Origin of the sequence: Streptomyces sp. NPDC088707 (assembly GCF_044752725.1) — a bacterium.
GTDB lineage: Bacteria > Actinomycetota > Actinomycetes > Streptomycetales > Streptomycetaceae > Streptomyces.
In genome coordinates, this window is record NZ_JBIVLV010000001.1 from 267,130 (window position 1) to 288,221 (window position 21,092).

Sequence of the window (21,092 nt, forward strand, 5' to 3'; positions counted from 1 at the left end):
GCCACTGATCCATCGACGCGGCGGAATCCGGCCCGCCCGGTCGATGGTTGGTCCGTCCGGTCGAAGCGGGCGGTGTCACGGCCGAGGCCCGGCCCGCTCGCGTCGCCACCCCTCGACGACCGTGCTCCGGCCGACCTCCGGGCCGTACGTCCTCCAGGGGGCCTGCCACGGCCGGAGCGGTCGCGGCGGCTCATGTACGGGAGTGCAGTGTGATCCTCGCGGCGACCGGCAGGTGGTCGCTGCCGGTGGCGGGCAACGTACGGATGTGGCCGACGGTCGCCGAACGGGCCATCACCTGGTCGATCCGTGCCAGCGGGAACGCGGCGGGGAAGCTGAAGGCGAAGCCCCGCTCCGCCACGTTCATGCGTGAGGTCAGCGGGGCCAGCCCGCGGTCATCGACCGTGCCGTTGAGGTCGCCCAACAGCACCACCGCGCCGACCTCCTCAGCCGCGACCGCCTTGCCCAGCAGGCCGGCGCTCTCGTCACGCCGAGAAGACGCGAGGCCGCTCGCCCCCACGCGGACCGAGGGCAGGTGGGCGACGTACGCCGCGATCTCCCCCTGCGGCGTGTGGACCACGGCTCTCATCCCGCGACTCCAGGGCCCGGCAACCCCCTGCGGTCTGACATCCAGCAGCCGGACACCGGTCAGCGGATGCTTCGACCACAGCCCGACGGTGCCCCGTACCGCGTGGTACGGGTAGGCCGCGGCGAGGGTCCTCTCGTAGACCGACAGCGCCGGGGGCACCACTTCCTGCAGCGCGATCAGATCGGGCTCCGCGTCGGCCAGGGTGAGGGCCGTCCCCGCAGGGTCGGGGTTCTCGTCGCTGACATTGTGCTGAACCACCACCAGATCGTGCTCGCCGGGCTTCCCACCAGGCAGGAACAGCCCGCCGAAGAGGTACGTCCAGACTGCCGTCGGCAGCAGGAGGGCCACCAGTGCGGTGGCCGAACGGCGCAGCAGCGCCACGCCGAACAGCGCCACGACGGCCAGGCCGAGCCAAGGCAGGAACACTTCCAGCAAACTGCCCAGACGGCCCACGGAGTTGGGCACCGCCCCGTGAAACACCAGCAGTCCGGCCGTCAGCACAGCGCAGGCCGCGCAGACCCGCCCCCGCGCCCGGACCGACCGGCCCCTTGCCGCCCCTCCCCCGCCCGCACCCGCATCCGCACCGGGAACCCACCGCCGGGGCCATCGCCGCACCCTCCATGACACCGCTGCCTTCGGCATCGATGTCACTCCGCTGTCCACCCGCTCCACCCGGCTTCCCCTCCACTCGGCTCCGTCTCCCGAGACGAGCCACCAGGCGAATCGGTTTCGCAGGGCGTGTCCGGCCTACGACTGGTCCGACATGTTCCGAACCTCTTCGGCGATGCCGTCCAGAACGGCTTTCGGATCGGCGGACGGCGCGACGGCTCGGCCGATGTTCCGCTTGATGGTGTTGCTCACCTGCAGCCAGGACGGTTCGTTGACCGGGTAGAGCTCGGCGACGCTCAGGGCGTCCAGGAACTGCTCGTTGCTGGGGTCCGCCGCGTCCTTGGACGCGAGGCTCGCGGTCACCGTCGAGGGCAGCAGGTGATAGCGACCGGCGAACGCGCTGAGGTTCTTGTCCTCGTAGACGAATTCCAGAAAGTTCCCCACCAGTTCACGATTGCCGTCGCGCTTGAAAGCCATCATCCAGTCGGCGACACCAGCCGACGCCATGGGTTGCCCGTCTTTCAGAGTGTCCGACACCGGCATTCTCAGTGTGCCGACCTTCATGCCCTTATCCCTTGCCTCATGGAGAAGTGAGGGGTAGCCGTTGAGCATGCCGACCTCACCTCGCAGAAAGGCGGTGAAGGCGTCTTTCCGGTTGAGTTCGGCCGGCGGGACCGGGCCTGTCAAGCCGGGCTCGACGAGGTTCTTCTTGAGCCAACGGAACGTCTGTGTGTTCTGATCGGACGCGATGTCGTATCCACCGGTCTCGCCGGCGTACCCTCCACCGTTGCTCAGTTCCCAGATCAGGGCCTCGGCATGGGCCTCCTCGGGGCCGAGTGGCAGAGCGTACGGGTAGGGCACGCTCTCCTTCTTCAGCGCCTTGGCCGCCTCTTCCAGATCGGACCATGTCTTCGGCGGCTTCGCTCCGGCCTTCTCGAAGAGCTCCTCGTTGTAGAAAAGAAGTCGGCTGCTCGCCACGAAGGGCAAGCCGTAGAGCGTGTTGTCGACCGAACCCGCCTCTACGAGCGGCGGCAGGAAGTTCGATTCCACCCTCACCGGCAGCAACTCGTCCGCGGCGTAGAGCCGGCCTTGCGCCGCGAAGTCGGAGTACGCGCCCATCAGCGCCACGTCCGGGGCATTTCCTTCCTCGACGAGGCGGGTGACCTCGCGGTCGACGTCGGCCCACGGGTAGAGCGTGACCTCAACCTTCCTACCGGGGTGGGCGGCGGCGAATTCGGCGGTCAGTCTGTCCCAGTACACCTTGGAACTGGTCTCCGGGCTGTTGCCGTACTCGGCCGCCACCAGACGCAATGTCGTCCCGTCACCGCCCCCGGACGAGCCGCAGGCGGTGACGAGGGGGCCGAGTAGTCCGAGTGCGGCCGCGGAGGCGGTCGCGCCGGAGAGTCTTGGTCGCACGGATCGTTCCTTTTAATTCATTCGGACAGTGCGTCCGGATTCTCTCCCGGCCCGGGTCTCATGGCGCCCCCTGATCGAAGATTGTGGAAACTTCTCCAACAACACCTTTGAGGCCTGGTGCCTTCTCATAGTCCGAAACGAATCACGACGCGCGTAGACCGCTCCACCATGTCCGTCGGCACTACACAATGGAGTGCCGCCGAGTGGTTGACTCAGGGACGTCCGCGCCCCCTGGATCCGCTGCGCCACAGCGGTGGCAGGCCTCGTTCCGCTCGCGGACCGCGCTGAGGGCCAGGCACGAGGCCTGACCCTCAGCGGCAGGAGTACGGGAACAGCGGTTCACCGGTGGTCACCGGTGGTGGCAGTCCCAGTGACCCTTCACCCAGTGGTGATCCCAGTGGGCGGCGACGTAGACCCACTTGTACTGGCGGTCGTGGCTCCAATAGCCCTTGTGCCAGTCACCGTGCTTGTCGTGATGGCCGGGGTGCCACGTCTTGTGGTGGGTCCACTTCTTCTCCCAGTGGCCCTTCACCCACTTCTTCTCCCAGTGCCCCTTCTTCCACTCGCACCGGTCGTGGTGGTCGTGACCGTCAGCGGCCACCACCGTCGCGACGGATGCGGGCGCGGGTGCCGCGGTTGCCGTGCCGGACATGCCGAGCGCGGCTCCGCCGGCCAGCAGTCCCGCCGCCGCGGCGCTTGCCACCAGACGACGGGCGCGTATGGACGCGGTCATCAGACACACCTCCCTCGATTGATCGACTTCCGTGAGCACGTCGAGTGGCCGTGGAGTTCGAACGGCTGACTCGCTGTGCGGGGTCATCAGGGATTCGGAGCCGGTCCACCGGCAGATGAAGGAGCGCCGGAAAACGTGCACATCCGGGTCGAACGGCCGAAGGCCCGGCACCCACGCCCGTGGAGTCCCCGGGCCGCGGTCCGGGAGGCCGCCGGCCGTGGACCCGTCATCCGCGCCGTCGACGGCTACGAATCCCTCACACAGGAAATCCCCGTCCCCAGGGAGCGGTCATGACCATCACCGCATCACCCTCAGCGTCCAGCACGACGCGCCTTGTCGTGGCCCTTCCCTGGGGTCTGCGGAGTCCGGCCGTGGCCCGTCGCGTCGCGGCACGATGGCTGGAAACGGCCGAATGCGCCCGAACGGCTGACGCCGTCCTGGTCGTGTCCGAGCTTGTCACCAACGCCGTCCGCCACACCCGCGGCCCGTGTCTCCTGACGCTCACCGAGGACGGCGAGTCCTTGGACATCGCTGTCACCGACCACAGCGAGGAGATGCCCGAGGTCCACCGGCCCCTCGGCGGCGACCAGCGAGGCGGCTTCGGCCTGGAGATCATGCGCCACCTCGGCGACTCCGTCAGGGTGGTCCCCCGCCTCGGCGGAAAGACCGTGCATGTCGCACTGCGGGTCCACACCCCGGCACACGACCGCCGGAGGCCGCCGTGAGGGGCCCCCGGCCCCGTGCCGGACTCACCCGGCTGGCGCGGCCACGCGGCACGACCCCGCCTCAGGCGGCAGAGTCGGACACGTCGGGCCGCTCCCAGCAGGGCGACCCGGCGGCACACGCCCGGGCGACCGACCACCAGAGGCACGATGGGGGAAGACCCTTGCCCCACGCACGCGAACCGAACGCCGAACTCGACACGCTCCTGCTCCGGGCGGCGAACGGTGACCGGGACGCGTTCGCCGGCGTCTACGACGCGCTGGCCCGGCCGGTGATGGGGCTGGCCTGCCGGATCCTGCGGGACGCCGGTCAGGCCGAGGAGGTGACGCAGGACGTCATGATCGAGGTGTGGCGGACAGCGGACCGGTTCCGGCCCGACCTCGGAACCGCCAAGGCGTGGGTGCTCACCCTCGCCCACCGGCGCGCCGTGGACCGGGTGCGTTCCGTCCAGGCGAGCAAGGACCGCGAGGTGCGTGCCGGGATGCTGTCGCCGGACCGGGACTTCGACCAGGTCGCCGAGACCGTCGAAGGCCTCGATGAGCGGCGCCGTGTCCACCGCTGCCTGGCGGCCCTGGCCCGTCTCCAGCGAGTGCCGCTGGTGCTCGCCTACTACCAGGGGATGACCTGCCTGGAGGTGGCACGCTCGTTGTCCACCCCCGAGGGAACGGTGAAGTCCCGCATGCGGAAAGGCCTCGATCAGCTGCGTGCCTGTCTGGAGGCCGGATCATGACAACGTCAGAGGATCCGCACCTCAGTGCCGCGGCGTACGTTCTGCACGCTCTGTCGCCGGCGGAGGAAGCCGCCTTCGAGAATCATCTCGCCGGCTGCGAGGTCTGCCGCCGGGACGTCAGCGTGTTCGAGAGGACCGCTGCCCGGCTCGCCTCCGTCGAGACGGCTCCGGTACCCGAGGGTCTGCGTGTCCGTGTCATGGAGCAGGTCTCCCGTACTCCGCAGGACCGTCGGCAGCGCACCACCGGTCCCCGTGGCGGACTCCGCCGGAACGGGTTGCGTCTCGCGCTCGCCGCGAGCATCGTGGCGGCCGCCGCGCTCGGTGCTGTCGCCGTCCGGGAGCACGAGGAGGCCGACGAGGCACGCGCCCAGGCGGCTCAGGCCCTGGAGCAGGCCCGCACCGCGGGCGGAGCCTTCGCGGACGTCCTCACCGCCCCCGACGCCACCGTGCACACCGGTGAGCTCTCCGACGGAGCCGATGCGGCCGTCGTCGTCTCCCGCGCGCAGGCCAAGGCCGCCTTCACCGCCCGCGGCCTCCCGGCGCTGCCGAGCGGCACGGTGTACGAACTCTGGTACGCCGGTGAGGCCGGCGACCTGCGCCCGGCGGGCCTCCTGGACGACACCGGCGACCGAGCCACGCGCGTCCTCGACGGCCCTCTGGGCAACGCGGTCGCCGTCGGCATCACCGTCGAACCCGCGGGCGGCTCCGACCAACCGACGACGGAGCCCCTCGGCATCATCCCCATCGGTGCCAACGCCTAGAAGCGCAAGGGTGCGGGGCGGCGAGGGCGAGGCCGGGGCCCCCACGGAACGGCACCCGGCACGTACCGGCGGAAGAGCTAGACCGACCTGAAGAGGAGCTTGTTCCTGCCGGCGAAGAGGGGGTCGGCCCGCGTGAGTTCGGCCTGGACGCTCGCGCCGAGATCCAGTTCGGCTCCGGACGTGATCCTGCCCATCACGGCGGGCTCCGCCAGGTGCACCGTGCCCTCCTTCGGTCTGCCGTCCTCGGCGTCGGTGTTGATGACCACGCCCCCGAAGACCTCCCCCACCCTGTTCTTCAGCACGGCGGCCTCCACGAGGTCCACCGCGCGCCGGTCCGCCACCTTCCCCTTCCCCCGAGCCATGTCGCAGGGCAGGCAGTTCAGGGCGTCGAGCACCCAGTTCGGCGGTGCCTGGCCGGCGCACGCGGCCACACAGAGTTCGCCGGTGTACCGGTCGATCAGGCGCCGCAACGGGGCCGTGCAGTAGGTGTACGGGGCCGCGATCGCCGCGTGGGCCGTGTGCTTCGGAATGTGGTGGTCGCGGAACACGGTGTACTCCGCTTTGAGCAGCATGGCGATGGCCTCGCTGAGGAAGGCCATGTGCCTGTGGTCCGCCGGGTCGAGGGAGTTGACCAGCGCGGCGTACGGGACTCCGGGCTTCCAGTCGATGTCCAGGCACTTCGCGATGGCGTGGACGCGCTGGACCACCTGCGGGTCGGTCTGCTCCTTCTGGGTCCGGAGAATCCCGGTACCGCTGTCCAGCATGATCCGGGCCGCGGCCATGCCGGTCATGAGGGAGATCTGCTCGTTCCAGCCCTCCACGGGCAGTGCCGCCACGTAGTTCACCTGGAACGATCCGTCCTTCAGGGTGACCTCCTGGTCCGGCAGGTTCACCGCGACCCCGCCGCGCGCGGCCTCGACGGCTTCCCGCAGCGTGCCGATCTCGCGCAGCAGGGCGACGGACTCCTCGGCGGTGCCCGCTTCGATGTCCTGTTGGACCCCCTGGTAGTTGAGCTTGGCCCTGCTGCGGACCTTGGCCCGGCTCACGGTCGAGTCGATCACGTTGCCGTCGGCGTCGAGGTCGTGTCGCCACAGCAGGGCGGGGACGATCTGGTCCGGAAGCAGACTGGCCGGTCCCTCGGAGATCGAGGGCGGGTGCAGGGGCACCTTGAGGTCGGGGAGGTACAGGGTCTCGATCCGGTCGTGCGCCTCGGCGTCCAGTGGGCTGCCCGCCTTGACGAAGGCGGCCACGTCGGCGATGGCGTAGTGCACGCGGTACCCGCCGCCGGGCCGCCGTTCCAGGAACATGGCCTGGTCGAGGTCCTTCGAGGTCGGCGGGTCGATCGTGAACAGCGGCAGGTGGGTGGCGTCCTTGTCGGGCAGCCGGACCTCGGCTTTGGCGGCCTCCGCCGCCTGGAGCACATGGACGGGAAACTCCGTAGGAGCCTTGAGCTCCGCCCGGAGCTGCTGCAGTGCCTTGAGCAGGGCGTCCTGGGCCTCGCGGGACATGTGCATCTGGCGGCGTCGCATGCAGTCGAGCGTAGGGCGACGGCCTCGGGGCGGCGCAGTGAGCGGGTCCAGGTGGGGGAAGGGAGCAGCGCGTTCCCTTACGCTCAGTGACGGTCGAGGGGGTGGGGTGCCGTACCGGATCGTGCACGGCGCGCATGCCGCGGTGCTCTCTTCCTCCCCCGCCTCCCGCCTCCCTCGTCTCGTTCATCTCCCCCGCGGGCGGGGGAGATGAACGAGACGACTGAACGGCCCTTCGAACCGACCCGTCCGCCCCTGGCGCTTCGCCCCGGCTGATGGGCTGACGGATCACTCACTGTGACGACCTTCGGGCGATCAGCTGCACGCGCACCGCCCGCTTGAGGGCCAACCTCCGCCGCACCGGGGCCAGTAGGGCAGGGAGCAGAACCGAGGGAAGGTCAGGAAGCGCTTGCCCCCCGGCACTTCCTGCGGGACCAGCAAGTTCGGACCTCCTTGGACGCAGCGCCGGAAGATTATGCTCAATGTTGGATGCCGATCCGATCACGCGAGTTCCGAACTGATCAACAACACATCTATAGTGCCGTCGTTGCGACTCCCTTCCCCGCGTGCCCGCTCCCGAGAGTCTGGTTGATGTCGGCGTCACCCTCCCCCTTCCGTCCTGCCCTGACCGCCTCGCTGCTGACCGCCGCCGCAGGCGGTGCGCTCGCCGTGGCATCCGTCGCCGCGGCGCCGGGCGGAGTCCGCGCCCCGCTCGGCTGGTTCGCCGTCTGCGGCGTCCTGCTGCTCTCCGCCTCCGCCTTCGCCGTGACCTGGTACGGGCGGACCTCGCGCCTCCTCGCCCGGCGGGCCGAGACCCTCGCCGCCGAAGTCGCCTCCAAGGACGCGTACGTCAGCGCTTTCACGGCCACCGCCGAGCGCGAGAAGGCCACCGCCGAGGACCGCCACGTGACGGAGACCGCCGCCGCCAGGGCGGCCCACGCGGCCCAGGCCGAGGAGATCGCCCGGTCCCACGCGGCCGAGATCGCCGTACTGGTCAGGGAGCACGCCGCCGAGACGGCGCGGCTCGAAACCCGGCTGCGCCGCGCCGAGTCCGGCCGGTCCGCCGCCATGGCCGCCGCGGCCAACGCCGCCGGCCGCATGCAGGCCCTCGCGACGAGCATGCTCGCCGACCTCCGGGAGATGGAGCACCGGCACGCCGACGAGGACGTCCTGACCGACCTGCTCCACCTCGACCACCGCACCGCGCAGGCGGGCCGGCTCGCCGACTCCGTCGCCGTGCTCAGCGGGGCCAGGTCCGGCCGGCGCTGGGCCCGCCCCATCGTCATGGAGTCGATACTCCGCGGCGCCATGGGCCGGATCAGCGGCTACCAGCGGGTGCGGCTGCACTCCAGCAGCGACGCGGCCGTCGCCGGGCACGCCGCCGAGGGCGTCATGCACGCCCTGGCCGAACTCATGGACAACGCGGCGAACTTCTCGCCGCCCACCGCCGAGGTGCACGTCTACGTCGAGGAGGTCCCGGCCGGCGTCATCATCGCCGTCGAGGACAGCGGCCTCGTGATGAGCGACGTGCAGCAGCGCCGCGCGGAGGCCGCCGTCGGCTCCGCACCGCAGGACCTGGCCGGCCTCTCCGGCACGCGCCTCGGCCTCGCGGTCGTCGGCCGGCTGGCGCGCAAGCACGGCCTCACCGTGTCGTTCCGGCCCTCCGCCCGCGGCGGCACCGGCGCCCTGCTGATGCTGCCTCAGGAGCTGATCAGCCACGCGCCCGCGGAGCCGACGGCCGCGCCCGCCGCCACGCTGCCGCCGGTCGCCGGCCGGGGTCTTTCCGCACCCGCCACGACCGACACTCCGGCCGCGGCCCCCGAGCCCGAGACCGTCCACGACAGCCCGGCGGAGAGCACCGGCGAGCACCCGCGGTTCGGCGAGAGCGGCCTGCCCCAGCGCCGCCGCGGCCGGGCCATGGCCGCCGCGCACCCGGAGGGGCCGCAGGCCGCCGAGAAGACGCCCGCCGAAGGACCGCGCACCGGCGCGGCCGCCGGCGCGGCGAACCGGTTCGGCACGTTCCGTCGCGCGGTCCGCGGCACCACCGCACGGCCGGACGGCGAGCCCGAGAACAGCCCCGTGCCGGAGACCGCGTCCGGCGTCCCCCACCCGACCGCCGGCGACGACCGTCCCGGCTCCCCCGGCGCTTCCGCCGACGACCGTCCCGGCTCTCCCTCCGTACCCACCGATCCGGCCGGCCCGGTGCCCGCTCCGCGGACGCCGTCGCCGACCTCGAACCCCCCGTACCCGGAAGGCACCTCGTAATGACCGGCTCCACCACCGACGAGAAGCTCAGCTGGCTCCTCGAGGGCCTGCTGGAACGCACCCCGGGCACCCGGCACGCCCTGGTGCTCTCCCGTGACGGCCTCAAGCTCTGCCGCACCCCCGAGCTCTCCGTCGACCAGGCCGACCAGCTCGCCGCGATCGCCGCCGGCATCCAGAGCCTGTCGCACGGTGCCTCCGTGGAGTTCGGCGACGGCACCGGCGGGGTGCGCTCCGCGATCGCCGAGTTCTACGGCGGCATCCTCTTCATCGTGGAGGCCGGCGAGGGCGCCCACCTCGCGGTCGTCGCCGACGAGGACGCCGACGCCGGCCTCGTGGGCCACAACATGTCCGAGCTGGTCGAGCAGTTGAGCGAGCACCTGGTCGCGAGGCCCCGGGGATGAGCCGCGGCAGGCCGGGCCGGGACGACTCCCCCGACCGGCTCTACACCCTGACAGGCGGCCGCAGCCGCGCGGGGTCGGACGCCTTCGACCTGGTGACCCTGGTGGTCGCCGAGAGCGACCCGGTCCCCGGTATGCAGTCCGAGCACACCGCGATCCTGCGCATGTGCCGGTACCCCACCGCGGTTGTGGAGGTCGCGGCCGGGCTCGGGCTACCGGTGTCGATCACCCGGATCCTCCTGGCCGACCTGCACGACACCGGCCGGATCAGCGCCCGGCATCCCCGTGCGTCGTACCGCCTTCCCGATCACGACATCCTGGAGCAGGTGCTCGTTGGACTCCGTAACCTCTGAACAGCGCCAGACCCTGCACAGCACCGCCGACAACGGACTCAAGATCGTCGTCGTCGGCGGATTCGGAGTCGGCAAGACCACCCTCGTCCGCTCGGTCAGCGAGATCCGTCCGCTGAACACCGAGGAGACGATGACGCAGGCGGGCGAGGGCGTCGACGACACCGCCGGGGTCGCCGCCAAGTCGGCCACCACGGTGGCCTTCGACTTCGGCCGGATCTCGCTCGACAGCCACAACGTCCTGTACCTGTTCGGGGCGCCCGGGCAGGAGCGGTTCTGGTTCCTGTGGGACCGGCTGTTCTCCGGGACGCTCGGCGCGGTGGTGCTCGTCGACACCCGCCGGCTCGCCGACTCCTGGTACGCCATCGACCGTCTGGAGCACCACGGGACGCCGTTCGTCGTCGCGTGCAACGACTTCGGCGGTCCCGCCCACACCCCCGCCCAGATCCGCGGGGCCCTCGACCTCGCCGACGAGGTTCCACTGGTCTTCTGCGACGCCCGGTCGCGCGAGTCCAGCAAGCAGGTCCTCATCTCGCTCGTCGAGCACCTGCGGACCGTCGTCGCCCCGGCCACGCCGCCGGTCCCGCAGCCGATCCCGGAGCCCACCCCGTGACCCTCCCCGAGCACCCGCCCGTCCCCCTGAGCGGGCCGCGCTTCCAGACCGACCCGACCGAGCTGTACCGGCAGATCCGGCGCGAGCACGGGGCCGTCGCCCCCGTCGTGCTGGACGGCGGCATACCGGCCTGGCTGGTCCTCGGCTACCGCGAGCTCCACCAGGTCACCAGCGACCCGGTCCTCTTCTCCCGCGACTCCGACCTGTGGAACCAGTGGGACGCCATCCCGGCGGACTGGCCGCTGCTGCCGATGATCGGCCGCAAGCAGCCGTCCATCCTCTACACCGTCGGCGAGCGGCACCGCGAGCGCGCGAACGTCATCTCCTCGGCCCTTGAGGGCATCGACCCGTTCGTGCTGAAGGAGCGGGCCGAGCGCTTCGCCGACGAGCTGATCGACGCGCTGTGCGGCAAGGGGGCCTGCGACATCATCGCCGAGTACGCGATGCTGTTGCCGGTACGCGTCCTCGCCAGCGTCTACGGCTTCTCCGAGGAGCAGGGGCCGGGCCTCGTCACCGCCCTCAACGACATGATCAACGGCCAGGAGGGCGCGCTCGAGGGCCAGCGCCACCTGGCGGAGTCCATGTTCGCACTGCTCGCCGCGAAGGCGGCGGAGCCGAGCGACGACGTGGCCTCCCGGATGCTGGGCAACACCGCCGGGTTCACGGTCGAGGAGATCGCCCAGGACCTCATGGTGATGCTGGCCGCCGGCCACCAGCCCACCGCCGACTGGATCGGCAACTCGCTGCGGCTGATGCTCACCGACGACCGGTTCGCCGCCTCGTTGTCCGGCGGCCGGCACAGCGTCGGCGAGGCGATGAACGAGGTCCTGTGGGAGGACACCCCCACCCAGAACGTCGCCGGCCGCTGGGCCTCCCGGGACACCCACCTCGGCGGGCGCCGGATCGGCCGCGGCGACCTGCTGCTCCTCGGACTGGCCGCCGCCAACTCCGATCCGCACGTGCGCGCCGACGCGGGCCGGCTCACCGGCGGCAACAACGCCTACCTCTCCTTCGGCCACGGCGAGCACCGCTGCCCGTTCCCCGCGCAGGAGGTCGCCGAGACCATCGCCCGTACAGGCATCGAGGTGCTGCTCGACCGGCTGCCGGACGTCGATCTCGCGGTGCCCGCGGCCGAGCTCGCCCGTCGGCCCTCGCCCTGGCTGCGCGGTCTCTCCGCGCTCCCTGTGACCTACACCCCGACCCCCGCCCTTGGAGCCCTCGGATGACCTGCCCGCACGCCCACGCCGCGTCCGCCACCGACGCCATCGCCCTGGACCCGTTCGTCGCCGACCTCGACGGCGAGAGCGCCCGGCTGCGGGCCGCGGGCCCGCTGGCCCGTGTCGTCCTGCCCGGTGGGGTGGCCTGCTGGGCCGTCACCCGCCACGCGGAGGCGCGGCGGCTGCTCACCGACGCCCGCCTGGTCAAGGACATCGGCGTCTGGGGTGCCTGGCAGCGCGGGGAGATACCCATGGACTGGCCGCTGATCGGCCTCGCGAACCCCGGCAAGTCGATGCTGACGGTCGACGGCGACGAGCACCGGCGGCTGCGTACGCTGGTCGCGCAGGCGCTGACCGCGCGCCGGGTGGAGCGGCTGCGGGAGGGCATCGAGGCCCTGACGACGGACATGCTGGACCGGCTGGCGGAGCGTCCGGCGGGTGAGACCGTCGACCTGAAGGCGGAGTTCGCCTACCCGCTGCCGATGAACGTGGTCAGCGACCTCATGGGCGTCGACGCGGTGGACCACCCGCGGATGAAGGCCCTGTTCGAGAAGTTCTTCTCGACGCAGACGCCGCCCGAGGAGGTGCCGCAGATGATGGCGGACCTGGGCACGCTGTTCGCGGGGATCGTGGCGGCCAAGGTCGAGAAGCCCGGTGACGACCTGACGAGCGCGCTGATCGAGGCGTCGGAGGACGGCGACCGGCTCACCACGGAGGAGATCACCAACACCCTCCAGCTGATGGTGGCGGCCGGGCACGAGACGACGATCAGCCTCATCGTGAACGCCGTCGTGGCCCTGGAGACCCACCCCGAGCAGCGTGCCCTGGTCCTCTCCGGAGAGGTGCCGTGGGCGAACGTGATCGAGGAGACGCTGCGCTGGTCGACACCGACCTCGCACGTGCTGATCCGCTTCGCCACCGAGGACATCGAGGTGGGCGACCGTGTCCTGCCCAAGGGCGATGCCCTGATCGTCTCGTTCGGCGCGATCGGTCGGGACGAGGAGCAGCACGGCCCGACGGCGGGCTCGTTCGACGTGACCCGTACGCCGAACCGCCACATCTCCTTCGGTCACGGCCCGCACGTCTGCCCGGGTGCCGCCCTCTCCCGCCTGGAGGCGTCGGTCGCCCTGCCCGCCCTGTACGCGCGCTTCCCGGGGCTGCGTCTCGCCGTCGCGCCCGAGGAGCTGCGCAACAAGCCGGTGGTCACGCAGAACGACCTGTTCGACCTCCCGGTCGTGCTGGCCTGACGGCCTGACAGCCGCGCGGAGGGGAGGGAACCCGGCAGCCGGGTTCCCTCCCCGGACGGAGAACGCCCTGGTGCTTCGCGCCAGGGCGTTCTCTCGTCTGCGGCTCCCGAGCCGGCGAGGGGGCCTCTCCTCCCACCCCGGATCGCCACGGGTGTCTCTCCCCCTCGACAACGACGCACAAACGTTGCGTCTTGAGCTGCCGCCGTCCTTCGCCGGAGCCTGAGCAGGCACATGGACGGCACACGGACGGCACGCGGACACGACATCCGCACCCGTCCGAACGGGCCATGGCACCGAACCACCCATGGGAACGCTCCGCACAACCCGTGTGCAGGGGCACCGTGACGCGAGGGGGAACGAATGAACCGGCGAACCGTCGCGGTCGTCGGGGCCGGCGTGGCCGGCCTGACAGCCGCTCACGTGCTGTCGCGGACCTACGACGTGGTGCTCTACGAGGCCGACGCCCGGCTCGGCGGGCACGCCCACACCCACGAGCTGCCGACCCGGGAAGGCGGGACCGTGCGCGTGGACACCGGCTTCATCGTGCACAACGAACGCACCTACCCGCAGCTGCTCCGGCTCTTCCGCGAGCTCGGCGTCGCCACCCAGGACGCCGAGATGAGCATGTCCGTCCGCTGCGACGGCTGCGGCCTCGCCTACGCCGGCGCCCGTGGCGCCCGCGGCCTGCTCGGCGGCGGCAACCTGCGCCGCGGCCGCCATCTGAGGATGCTCGCCGACGTACCGCGCTTCCACCGGGCGGCGCGGCGCCTGCTCGCCACCGCGGACGACCGTCAGACCTTCGGCGCGTTCCTGGCACGCGGCAGGTTCTCGCCGTACTTCGTCGGCCATTTCGCCGTCCCGCTCGTCTCCGCCGTGTGGTCCTGCGCCCCCGACACCGCGCTCCTGTACCCGGCGGCCTACCTCTTCCGGTTCCTCGACCACCACGGGCTCCTCTCCACCACCGGCTCACCGCAGTGGCGGACCGTCACGGGAGGGTCCGGCGTGTACGTCGAGAAGGTGGCCAAGCAGCTTGCCGCCGTCCGCACCGCCACCCCGGTCCGTGCGATCGAACGTGGCACGGACCAGGTCCGCGTCACCACCGAGGACGGCGAGACCGAGACCCACGCGGCCGTCGTCGTCGCCGTCCACCCCGACCAGGCCCTGCGGCTGCTCAGCGATGCCACCCCCGACGAGCGCCGGGTCCTCGGGGCGTTCACGTACTCCCGCAACCCCACCGTGCTGCACCGGGACACCAGCGTGCTGCCGGCCGGACCGCATGCGCGGGCCTCGTGGAACTACTGGCTCCCCTCCTGCGACGCGCGGCCGGAAGCAGTCAAGGTCAGCTACGACATGAACCGTCTCCAGCGCCTCCCGGTGGACGAGCCGCACCTCGTGACCCTCAACGCGGACGGCCGCGTCGACGAGAGCACCGTGCTCGCCCGCATGGTGTACGAGCACCCCGTCTACACGCCCCGCTCGGTCGCCGCCCAGCGCGAACTGCCCGGCCTCACCACGTCCGTGACCGCATTCGCCGGCGCGTACCACGGCTGGGGGTTCCACGAGGACGGCTGCCGCTCGGGAGTCGAGGCGGCCCGCGCTCTGGGGGTGACCTGGTGACCACCACCCGCGACACACCCGCCACAGCGGCCGCACCCACGTCACCTGTGGTGCCGGCGCTCTATCCCTGCGAGGTCGCCCACGCGCGCGTCCAGCCCGTGCGCCACAGCCTGCGGCATCGTACGTACCTGTGGCTGGTCGATCTCGACGCCCTGCCCCGGCTGCCCCGCCCCCTGCGCCTGCTCGCCCGCTTCGACGCCCGCGACCACTTCGGCGGCCGGGCCCCCACCCTGCGGGCGGGCCTCGACGCCTACCTCGCGTCCCAGGGCGTACGGAACGCCGACGGCCGGGTGCTGATGCTCGCCCACGCGCGCGTGCTCGGGCATGTCTTCAACCCGCTCACCCTGTACTGGTGCCACGACCGGACCGGCGGCCTCGTCTGCGTCGTCGCCGAGGTCCACAACACGTACGGCGGTCGGCACTGCTACCTCCTGCGGCCCGACGGCGCCGGACGCGCCGACGTCGCCAAGGACTTCTACGTCTCCCCGTTCTTCGACGTCGAGGGCTCCTACCGGATGCGCCTGCCGCTGCCCGGCGAGCGTCTCGACCTCACCGTCCAGCTGCGGCACGGCGACGGGAGCCGGCCGCTGACCGCCACCGTCCGCGGCAGCCGCCGCCCGGCCGACACGCGCGGGCTGCTCACCGCGGCGCTGCGCCACCCGTGGTCCACCGCCGCCGTCAGCGCCGGCATCCGGTGGCATGGAATCCGCCTGTATCTCAAGGGACTTCCCGTCCGTCCCCGTCCCGTACCGCCCACCCGAGAAGGCATGCTGTGACCGTCTCCGTCCCGCCGGCCGCCCCCAGCGCCACGGCCCTCGGCCACCCGTCCGTCGACCCGGAGCGCTGGCCCGACGTCGCGCGCCTCCCGCGCGCCTCGGCCCTGCGCACGGCCATCGCCAGGCGGATCCTCGCCCGCGCCTTCGCACGGCTGCCGCTGCGAACGCATCACCACGGTGGCCCGTCCGGCGCCGTACCCCGCCCCGCGACCGGCGAGGCCGGCACCGGAGGGACAGGCACCGAAGGCGCCGGCACCGAAAGGGTCGGCCCGCCCACCCTGACGCTGCACGACCCGGCTGCCTTCCACCGGCGGATCGGCGCCGACGGACTGATCGGCTTCGGCGAGTCGTACATGGCCGGCGAGTGGGACAGCGACGACCTCGTGGGCCTCCTCACCGTGCTCGCCACCCACGTGGACGACCTCGTACCGGCACCGCTGCGCAGGCTCCGGGGCGCCTGGGTCCGCCGCCGCCCGGCCCACGACCGCAACACCCTCGAAGGCGCACGCGACAACATCCACCGGCACTACGACCTGTCGAACGACCTGTTCGCCCTGTTCCTCGACCCGGGCATGACCTACTCATCAGCCGTGTTCGACGCCCTCCCCGCCACGCCGGGCGCGTTCACGGCGGCGCAGCACCGCAAGATCGACCGCCTGCTCGACCTGGCCGGCGTCGGCCGGGGGACCCGGCTCCTGGAGATCGGCACCGGCTGGGGCGAACTCGCGATACGCGCCGCTTCCCGAGGCGCCGACGTCCTGACCGTCACGCTCTCCGAGGAACAGCGCGCGCTCGCCCTGCGCCGGATCGCCGAGGCAGGCCTGTCGCACCGGGTGCGCGTCGAACTGCGCGACTACCGGCAGGTCGACGGCCGGTACGACGCCGTCGTCAGCGTCGAGATGATCGAAGCCGTCGGCGCCGAGTACTGGCCCACGTACTTCGCCGCCCTGCGCCGCCTCCTCGCGCCCGGCGGGGCCGTCGCCCTCCAGACCATCACGATGCCGCACGAGCGGATGCTCCACACCGCCCGTACCCACACCTGGATCAGCAAGTACGTGTTCCCCGGCGGCCTCATCCCCTCGCCGGACGCCCTCGTACGCGAGAGCGCCGGGGCCGGCCTGAGCATCACCCACGACACCGGGTACGGGGAGCATTACGCCGAGACACTCCGACTCTGGCGGGAGACGTTCGTCCAGGAGTCGGCGGCAGTCGGCGCACTCGGCTTCGACCGGGTCTTCCAGCGCATGTGGGAGCTGTACCTGGCCTATTCGGAGGCGGGCTTCCGCGCGCACTACCTGGACGTCCGTCAGCTCCGCCTGGTCGCCACAGACACCACAGACACCACAGACACCACTGGATCGCGCCGATGAACGCATCCGCACTGGGGATCAACCTGGCCGTGTCGGCCGGAGCGGCGCTCGCCGTCATGCTGGTGACCTTCGCGATCGGCACGGTGAAGGGCGTCCACCGGATCGTCGACATCGCCTGGGGGCTCGCGTTCGCCGCCGTCGCCGTCGTCACCTGGGCGCTCTCCGCCGGGTACGGGGACGACGGCCGGAGGCTCGCCGTGACCCTCGCGACCTGTCTGTGGGGGTTGCGACTCGCCGTCCACATCGCCCGCCGAGGCCGCGGCCACGGCGAGGACCCCCGCTACGCGAAGATGCTCGCCCGGGCCCCCGGCCACCCGGCGCTCTACGCGCTGCGCACCGTCTACCTCCTCCAGGGCGCCCTCGTCTGGCTCGTCTCCCTGCCCGTCCAGGTGGCGGCCTACCTCCCCGACGGGCCGGACCCGCTGCTCGTGCTCGGGCTCGTCCTCTGGGCGGCGGGCCTCACCTTCGAGGCGGTCGGGGACCACCAGCTCGCCCGCTTCAAGTCCGATCCGGCGAACCGCGGCCGGATCATGGACCGGGGACTCTGGAGCTGGACCCGGCACCCCAACTACTTCGGTGACTTCCTGGTGTGGTGGGGGCTCTATCTGACCGCCTGCGCGAACTGGCCGACCGCTCTCCTCGTCCTGGTGTCACCCCTGGTGATGAGTGGCCTGTTGATCTGGGGAAGCGGCAAACGGCTCCTGGAGGCCCACATGGCACACCGTCCCGGATACGCGGCCTACGCCGCCCGTACGAGCGGCTTCCTGCCCCGCCCGCCCCGCCGTCCCGCACCCCGGGCCGAGGCGCGATGACGTACGACGCCGCCCGGGCGGTCCGGCGCGGCGCGGCAGGCTGCCTCGTCGTGCGCAGCACGCCGACCGTCCCCGCGGCGGCCGTGCTCCTGCTGCACGGCGGCCGTTCCGAGGGGCTCGGGCCACCGCCCCTCGTCAACCCTGCCCGCTCTGCGCATGCGTCCGTTCGCGAGCGCCGTCGCCCGTGCGCTCGCCGACCGGGACGTGCTCGTCGCGGAGGTCCGCTACCGGCACCGGGGCTGGAACGGCGCACGTCGTGACGCGGCCGTGGACGCGGCGGCGGCGCTCGCGCGGCTGCGGGAGCGGGCCGGGCAGATCCCCGTCGTCCTCGTCGGCCACTCGATGGGCGGCCGTGCCGCGCTGCGCGTCGCGGGCGACCCGATGGTGCGCGGTGTGGTGGCTCTGGCGCCCTGGTGTCCACCGGGGGAACCCGTCGAGCACCTCGCCGGCCGCACGGTCCACCTGCTGCACGACGAGGCGGACCGGACCACCTCCGCCCGGGAGTCCTGGGACCTCGTCCGCCGGGCCAGGGCGGCGGGCGCCGAGGCGACCGGAATCCCGATGCCCACCGGAGGCCACGCGATGCTCCGCGGCGCCGCCCACTGGCACCGCCTCACCGCCGAACTCACCGCGGCGTTGCTGGCCCGGGTGGAGCCGGGCGGATGACTCGTGCGGGACGTGGCCGACGCACGGGCGGACCGATGCGCGCGGGACCGATGCCCGGGCGGACCGACGCGCCGGGGAAGTCGACGCACAGGCGGAGTCGCACGTGTCCGCCTGTGCGCCCGCGCAGCCACCCCCGCCCGCGCCGCCGTATGATGCACAAACGATGCGAGCGAGGCGCGCGACCCGGGGGACGACCAGAGCACGCGTCCGAGGTGACCGCTGCATGCGCCCCTCGTTTGCACAGGCATGCAGTCCCACGACACCTTCCCCAGCACTGACATACCGCACGCCGCGCCCCCTCGCCCCGGCCGGAACGACGCCGAGGCGGCGCTCGTCGAGCACTACCCACGGTTCGTCCGGCTCGCCCATCTGATCCTCCCGCCGGCTCTCGGCAGACACCGACGGGTGCTCGCCGCGCACGCGCTCGTGCAGAAGTCCCTCGCGGCGGCGGCCCCGTCACGGCCCGGCCGGGCAGCCGGCCCGACGGTTCCCGCGCAGCGCGGCGAGCCGGGGCAGGTCCTCGCCTGGCTGCGGCACGGCGTCGTGGCCGCGGCCCTGCGGGCGGCCGCCCACCCCCGGTGGTCCCTCGGGCGGACCCCGCTCCCCACCGTCCTGGGACTGAGGCTCTTCCCCCGGGCCGGTGGCGACGACGAGCTGGCGCTGGAATCCACACTGGCAACGGTGGCCCCGGAGGTACGGGCCGCCTTCGCCCTGCGCGTCCTCGAAGGACTCAGCCCCCAGTCCGCCGTCCTCCATCTCGCAGCCGCGGGCGTACCGGCCCCGGACGAGGCCCTCCGCTCGGCCGAACGTCTCCGCACCGCCGTCGGCCCCGATGCCGAATCGCTCCTGCACGGCGCGCAGTTCGACCCTTGCACCGTGCAGGCACGACCGACGGACCTGCTGCGCCGCCGGCATCGCACACGACTCGGCGCGTTCGTCGCCGCGCTGCTGGTCGTCGCGTCCACGACCGCCGTACTCGCCCTGCGGCCCGCGCCGCCCGCACCGCCCGCGCCATCGCCACCGGTCACCGCCCTCGCCGCCGCATCCGCCCTCGCGGCCGACCCGAGGCTCCTTCTCCGCGCCCCCGCCGACCGATGGGCCGACACCGCGCGCGTCGACCTGACCCGGTGGCCCGCCCGCGGGGCCCGGACCGGTGACACGGCCCTGCTGTCCCGTGCCCTCGACGCCTGGGCGCGGGGCACCGGCGACCGCACCGGCGTCCGGCTGACCGTCACGCCGGACACACCGACATCCCCGCCCTCCGCACCGGCCCGACTGCTCTTCGCCGGTACGGTCGACGGCTCCGCCGTCGTCCTCCTGCACGACGGCGAGCGGATCGTCCGGTACGCCGAGCCGCTCACCGGCCAGGGCGACGCGGTCCTCGAACTGGCCCGGGCCGACGACGCAGACGTGACCGCCGGCGCGGCCGTGGCGGTGAGCAGGACTGGACAGGGAGCACGTTTCCTGCTCGCCCCCTGGATCGACGAGAGCGCGGTGCGCGACCTCCTGCGGCCCGACGTGCCCGCCCGGCGGCTGGCCGTCTCCGAAGACGGCGTCACCGACCCCGTAGCGCAGGCGTCGGACGACTGCCGCCGTGTTCCCGCTCTGCAGGTGCGCTCCTCCACGCGGATCGTCGAGGACCATTCCTTCCTCCTGGCGGACCTCGGGGAGCTCAGCCCCGCGCACCTGACGTGGACCCCGTCACCGGGGACCGGAGTCCCGGCCCGCCAGCCGCGGGAGGCGACGTCGTCGGCGGGCCTCGCCGCCTGGGCCCGTTCGGCCTGCGAGCTGCCGGGGTTGCGGGGAACGGGTGTACGCGCCCTCAACCGCTGGGAGTTCGCCCATCAGGCCCTGCCCGAACGGGCCGGACGCGCCATCTGGACGTGCACGCGCGCGGAGACCTGGGACGGGCGCGGCCGCGTGGCGGTGGCGTGGGAGGGGCCGGACCCGGGCAGCCGCCCGGTACGGGTGCCGGGCCCGACGCCCGAGGACACCGCGGCGTGCAGCCGCTTCGGCCAGCACCTGTTGGCGGGGACGTACTGGACCGCACCGTCCGGGGCACGCTACTACCTCGCCGCCGGCAGCCGCGCCGTGACCGCGATCACCGCCCGTGGCCCCGTCTCCGCCACCGTACGAGGACAGGCCCTGGCCGTCCGCACGAAGGCGGACGGCCAGGTACGGCTGACGGGTACGGTGGCCGGCTCGGGCGAACTGCGGGGCTGGGGAGAGACGGAGCCGGACTCCGGCGGTCCGTGACGTGCGGCGTGGCTCGCGAGGAGCCACCGACGCCACCGGCTCAGCGAACCCATTCCTTGAGGACGGCGGCGACCTGCCGGACGTCGATCCGGCTTTCGGCCACGCGTTCAACGAGGTCGATCGCCTCTTCCGCCGTGACGTCGACCGGGTACCCGCAGGCGTTCAGGTAGGCAGCCGCGACGACCACGCCGTACAGCTCGTTGGAGTGCTCCAGGGCCGGGACGCGGACGAGCTGCTCCAGCAGCGCGGCCGCGCGATGGTGCGGGCGCTCGTACACGGGGACGTCCATCACGCGGAAGGCGTGCCGGGCGCGGGCGGCTTCGAGTGAGCCCCAGTCGGAGATCTCCGGATCCCCGGGGATCTCCTGCTGGGCGATTTCGAGCAGCCAGGAGAGATCGACTGTGAGAAACACGCGGAGGCC

At 72.5% G+C, this 21,092-nt stretch carries 19 protein-coding genes and 1 pseudogene; 15 read left to right on the top strand and 5 right to left on the bottom strand.

Annotated features, from left to right (window positions below; translation table 11 throughout):
- Nucleotides 1-190: 190 nt before the first annotated feature.
- From ACIP84_RS01310 to ACIP84_RS01320, 3 genes are all read right to left on the bottom strand, one after another.
- Nucleotides 191-1,228: an endonuclease/exonuclease/phosphatase family protein gene (locus tag ACIP84_RS01310; RefSeq protein ID WP_401793110.1), complete on the bottom strand. Its 1,038-nt coding sequence runs from the start codon at nucleotides 1,226-1,228 to the stop codon at nucleotides 191-193.
- 105 nt (nucleotides 1,229-1,333) lie between these two features.
- The gene (locus ACIP84_RS01315; protein ID WP_401793113.1) at nucleotides 1,334-2,611 is read right to left on the bottom strand and encodes an extracellular solute-binding protein; all 1,278 of its coding nucleotides are present in this window, start codon (nucleotides 2,609-2,611) and stop codon (nucleotides 1,334-1,336) included.
- A 349-nt stretch (nucleotides 2,612-2,960) separates the two neighbouring features.
- On the bottom strand, nucleotides 2,961-3,344 hold the full coding sequence (locus tag ACIP84_RS01320; protein ID WP_355965302.1) for a hypothetical protein: 384 nt from the start codon (nucleotides 3,342-3,344) through the stop codon (nucleotides 2,961-2,963).
- 290 nt (nucleotides 3,345-3,634) lie between these two features.
- Here ACIP84_RS01320 and ACIP84_RS01325 point away from each other — a divergent pair, with 290 nt between their 5' ends.
- The 3 genes from ACIP84_RS01325 to ACIP84_RS01335 all read left to right on the top strand — a co-directional run bounded on the left by ACIP84_RS01325 (nucleotide 3,635) and on the right by ACIP84_RS01335 (nucleotide 5,558).
- Nucleotides 3,635-4,069 carry an ATP-binding protein gene (locus tag ACIP84_RS01325; RefSeq protein ID WP_401793116.1) on the top strand — a complete coding sequence of 145 codons (435 nt, stop codon included), beginning with the start codon at nucleotides 3,635-3,637 and terminating at the stop codon, nucleotides 4,067-4,069.
- A 161-nt stretch (nucleotides 4,070-4,230) separates the two neighbouring features.
- Nucleotides 4,231-4,797 carry an ECF RNA polymerase sigma factor SigK gene (gene sigK / locus ACIP84_RS01330; RefSeq protein WP_355965298.1) on the top strand — a complete coding sequence of 189 codons (567 nt, stop codon included), beginning with the start codon at nucleotides 4,231-4,233 and terminating at the stop codon, nucleotides 4,795-4,797.
- The gene (locus tag ACIP84_RS01335) at nucleotides 4,794-5,558 is read left to right on the top strand and encodes an anti-sigma factor domain-containing protein (RefSeq protein ID WP_401793119.1); all 765 of its coding nucleotides are present in this window, start codon (nucleotides 4,794-4,796) and stop codon (nucleotides 5,556-5,558) included. Before sigK ends, ACIP84_RS01335 begins: the two co-directional genes overlap by 4 nt.
- Nucleotides 5,559-5,635: 77 nt before the next feature.
- Here ACIP84_RS01335 and ACIP84_RS01340 read toward each other — a convergent pair whose 3' ends face one another.
- Nucleotides 5,636-7,087, bottom strand: coding sequence for an RNB domain-containing ribonuclease (locus ACIP84_RS01340; RefSeq protein WP_401793122.1), 1,452 nt, complete (start codon nucleotides 7,085-7,087; stop codon nucleotides 5,636-5,638).
- Between the two features lie 588 nt (nucleotides 7,088-7,675).
- On the opposite strand from ACIP84_RS01340, the gene ACIP84_RS01345 reads away from it, so the two are divergent.
- The 12 genes and pseudogenes from ACIP84_RS01345 to ACIP84_RS01400 all read left to right on the top strand — a co-directional run bounded on the left by ACIP84_RS01345 (nucleotide 7,676) and on the right by ACIP84_RS01400 (nucleotide 20,671).
- The gene (locus tag ACIP84_RS01345) at nucleotides 7,676-9,349 is read left to right on the top strand and encodes an ATP-binding protein (RefSeq protein WP_401793125.1); all 1,674 of its coding nucleotides are present in this window, start codon (nucleotides 7,676-7,678) and stop codon (nucleotides 9,347-9,349) included.
- Nucleotides 9,349-9,750 (top strand): roadblock/LC7 domain-containing protein, encoded by a 402-nt coding sequence (locus ACIP84_RS01350; protein ID WP_073903351.1) that lies wholly within the window; start codon nucleotides 9,349-9,351, stop codon nucleotides 9,748-9,750. The genes ACIP84_RS01345 and ACIP84_RS01350 overlap by 1 nt, the downstream gene beginning before the upstream one ends.
- A complete protein-coding gene (locus tag ACIP84_RS01355; protein ID WP_355965291.1) occupies nucleotides 9,747-10,100 on the top strand; it encodes a DUF742 domain-containing protein in 354 nt (117 codons plus the stop codon). Before ACIP84_RS01350 ends, ACIP84_RS01355 begins: the two co-directional genes overlap by 4 nt.
- Nucleotides 10,081-10,710: an ATP/GTP-binding protein gene (locus ACIP84_RS01360; protein WP_355965289.1), complete on the top strand. Its 630-nt coding sequence runs from the start codon at nucleotides 10,081-10,083 to the stop codon at nucleotides 10,708-10,710. The genes ACIP84_RS01355 and ACIP84_RS01360 overlap by 20 nt, the downstream gene beginning before the upstream one ends.
- Nucleotides 10,707-11,936, top strand: a complete 1,230-nt coding sequence (locus tag ACIP84_RS01365) for a cytochrome P450 (protein WP_401793130.1) — start codon at nucleotides 10,707-10,709, stop codon at nucleotides 11,934-11,936. The genes ACIP84_RS01360 and ACIP84_RS01365 overlap by 4 nt, the downstream gene beginning before the upstream one ends.
- Entirely contained in the window at nucleotides 11,933-13,174 is a 1,242-nt protein-coding gene (locus ACIP84_RS01370; protein WP_355965286.1) for a cytochrome P450, read from the top strand. Before ACIP84_RS01365 ends, ACIP84_RS01370 begins: the two co-directional genes overlap by 4 nt.
- A 360-nt stretch (nucleotides 13,175-13,534) precedes the next feature.
- A complete protein-coding gene (locus tag ACIP84_RS01375; protein WP_401793133.1) occupies nucleotides 13,535-14,791 on the top strand; it encodes an NAD(P)/FAD-dependent oxidoreductase in 1,257 nt (418 codons plus the stop codon).
- 50 nt (nucleotides 14,792-14,841) lie between these two features.
- Nucleotides 14,842-15,567 (top strand): DUF1365 domain-containing protein, encoded by a 726-nt coding sequence (locus tag ACIP84_RS01380; protein ID WP_401795590.1) that lies wholly within the window; start codon nucleotides 14,842-14,844, stop codon nucleotides 15,565-15,567.
- Complete coding sequence (locus ACIP84_RS01385; RefSeq protein ID WP_401793136.1) at nucleotides 15,564-16,937, top strand: class I SAM-dependent methyltransferase; 1,374 nt, start codon at nucleotides 15,564-15,566, stop codon at nucleotides 16,935-16,937. The genes ACIP84_RS01380 and ACIP84_RS01385 overlap by 4 nt, the downstream gene beginning before the upstream one ends.
- Nucleotides 16,934-17,749 carry a DUF1295 domain-containing protein gene (locus ACIP84_RS01390; RefSeq protein WP_355965280.1) on the top strand — a complete coding sequence of 272 codons (816 nt, stop codon included), beginning with the start codon at nucleotides 16,934-16,936 and terminating at the stop codon, nucleotides 17,747-17,749. Before ACIP84_RS01385 ends, ACIP84_RS01390 begins: the two co-directional genes overlap by 4 nt.
- A pseudogene (locus ACIP84_RS01395) lies at nucleotides 17,746-18,415 on the top strand (alpha/beta fold hydrolase). Before ACIP84_RS01390 ends, ACIP84_RS01395 begins: the two are co-directional and overlap by 4 nt.
- Nucleotides 18,416-18,661: 246 nt before the next feature.
- Complete coding sequence (locus ACIP84_RS01400) at nucleotides 18,662-20,671, top strand: hypothetical protein (protein WP_401793139.1); 2,010 nt, start codon at nucleotides 18,662-18,664, stop codon at nucleotides 20,669-20,671.
- A gap of 40 nt (nucleotides 20,672-20,711) precedes the next feature.
- Here ACIP84_RS01400 and ACIP84_RS01405 read toward each other — a convergent pair whose 3' ends face one another.
- Nucleotides 20,712-21,083 carry a fic family toxin-antitoxin system, toxin component gene (locus ACIP84_RS01405; protein WP_355965276.1) on the bottom strand — a complete coding sequence of 124 codons (372 nt, stop codon included), beginning with the start codon at nucleotides 21,081-21,083 and terminating at the stop codon, nucleotides 20,712-20,714.
- Between the last annotated feature and the right edge of the window lie 9 nt (nucleotides 21,084-21,092).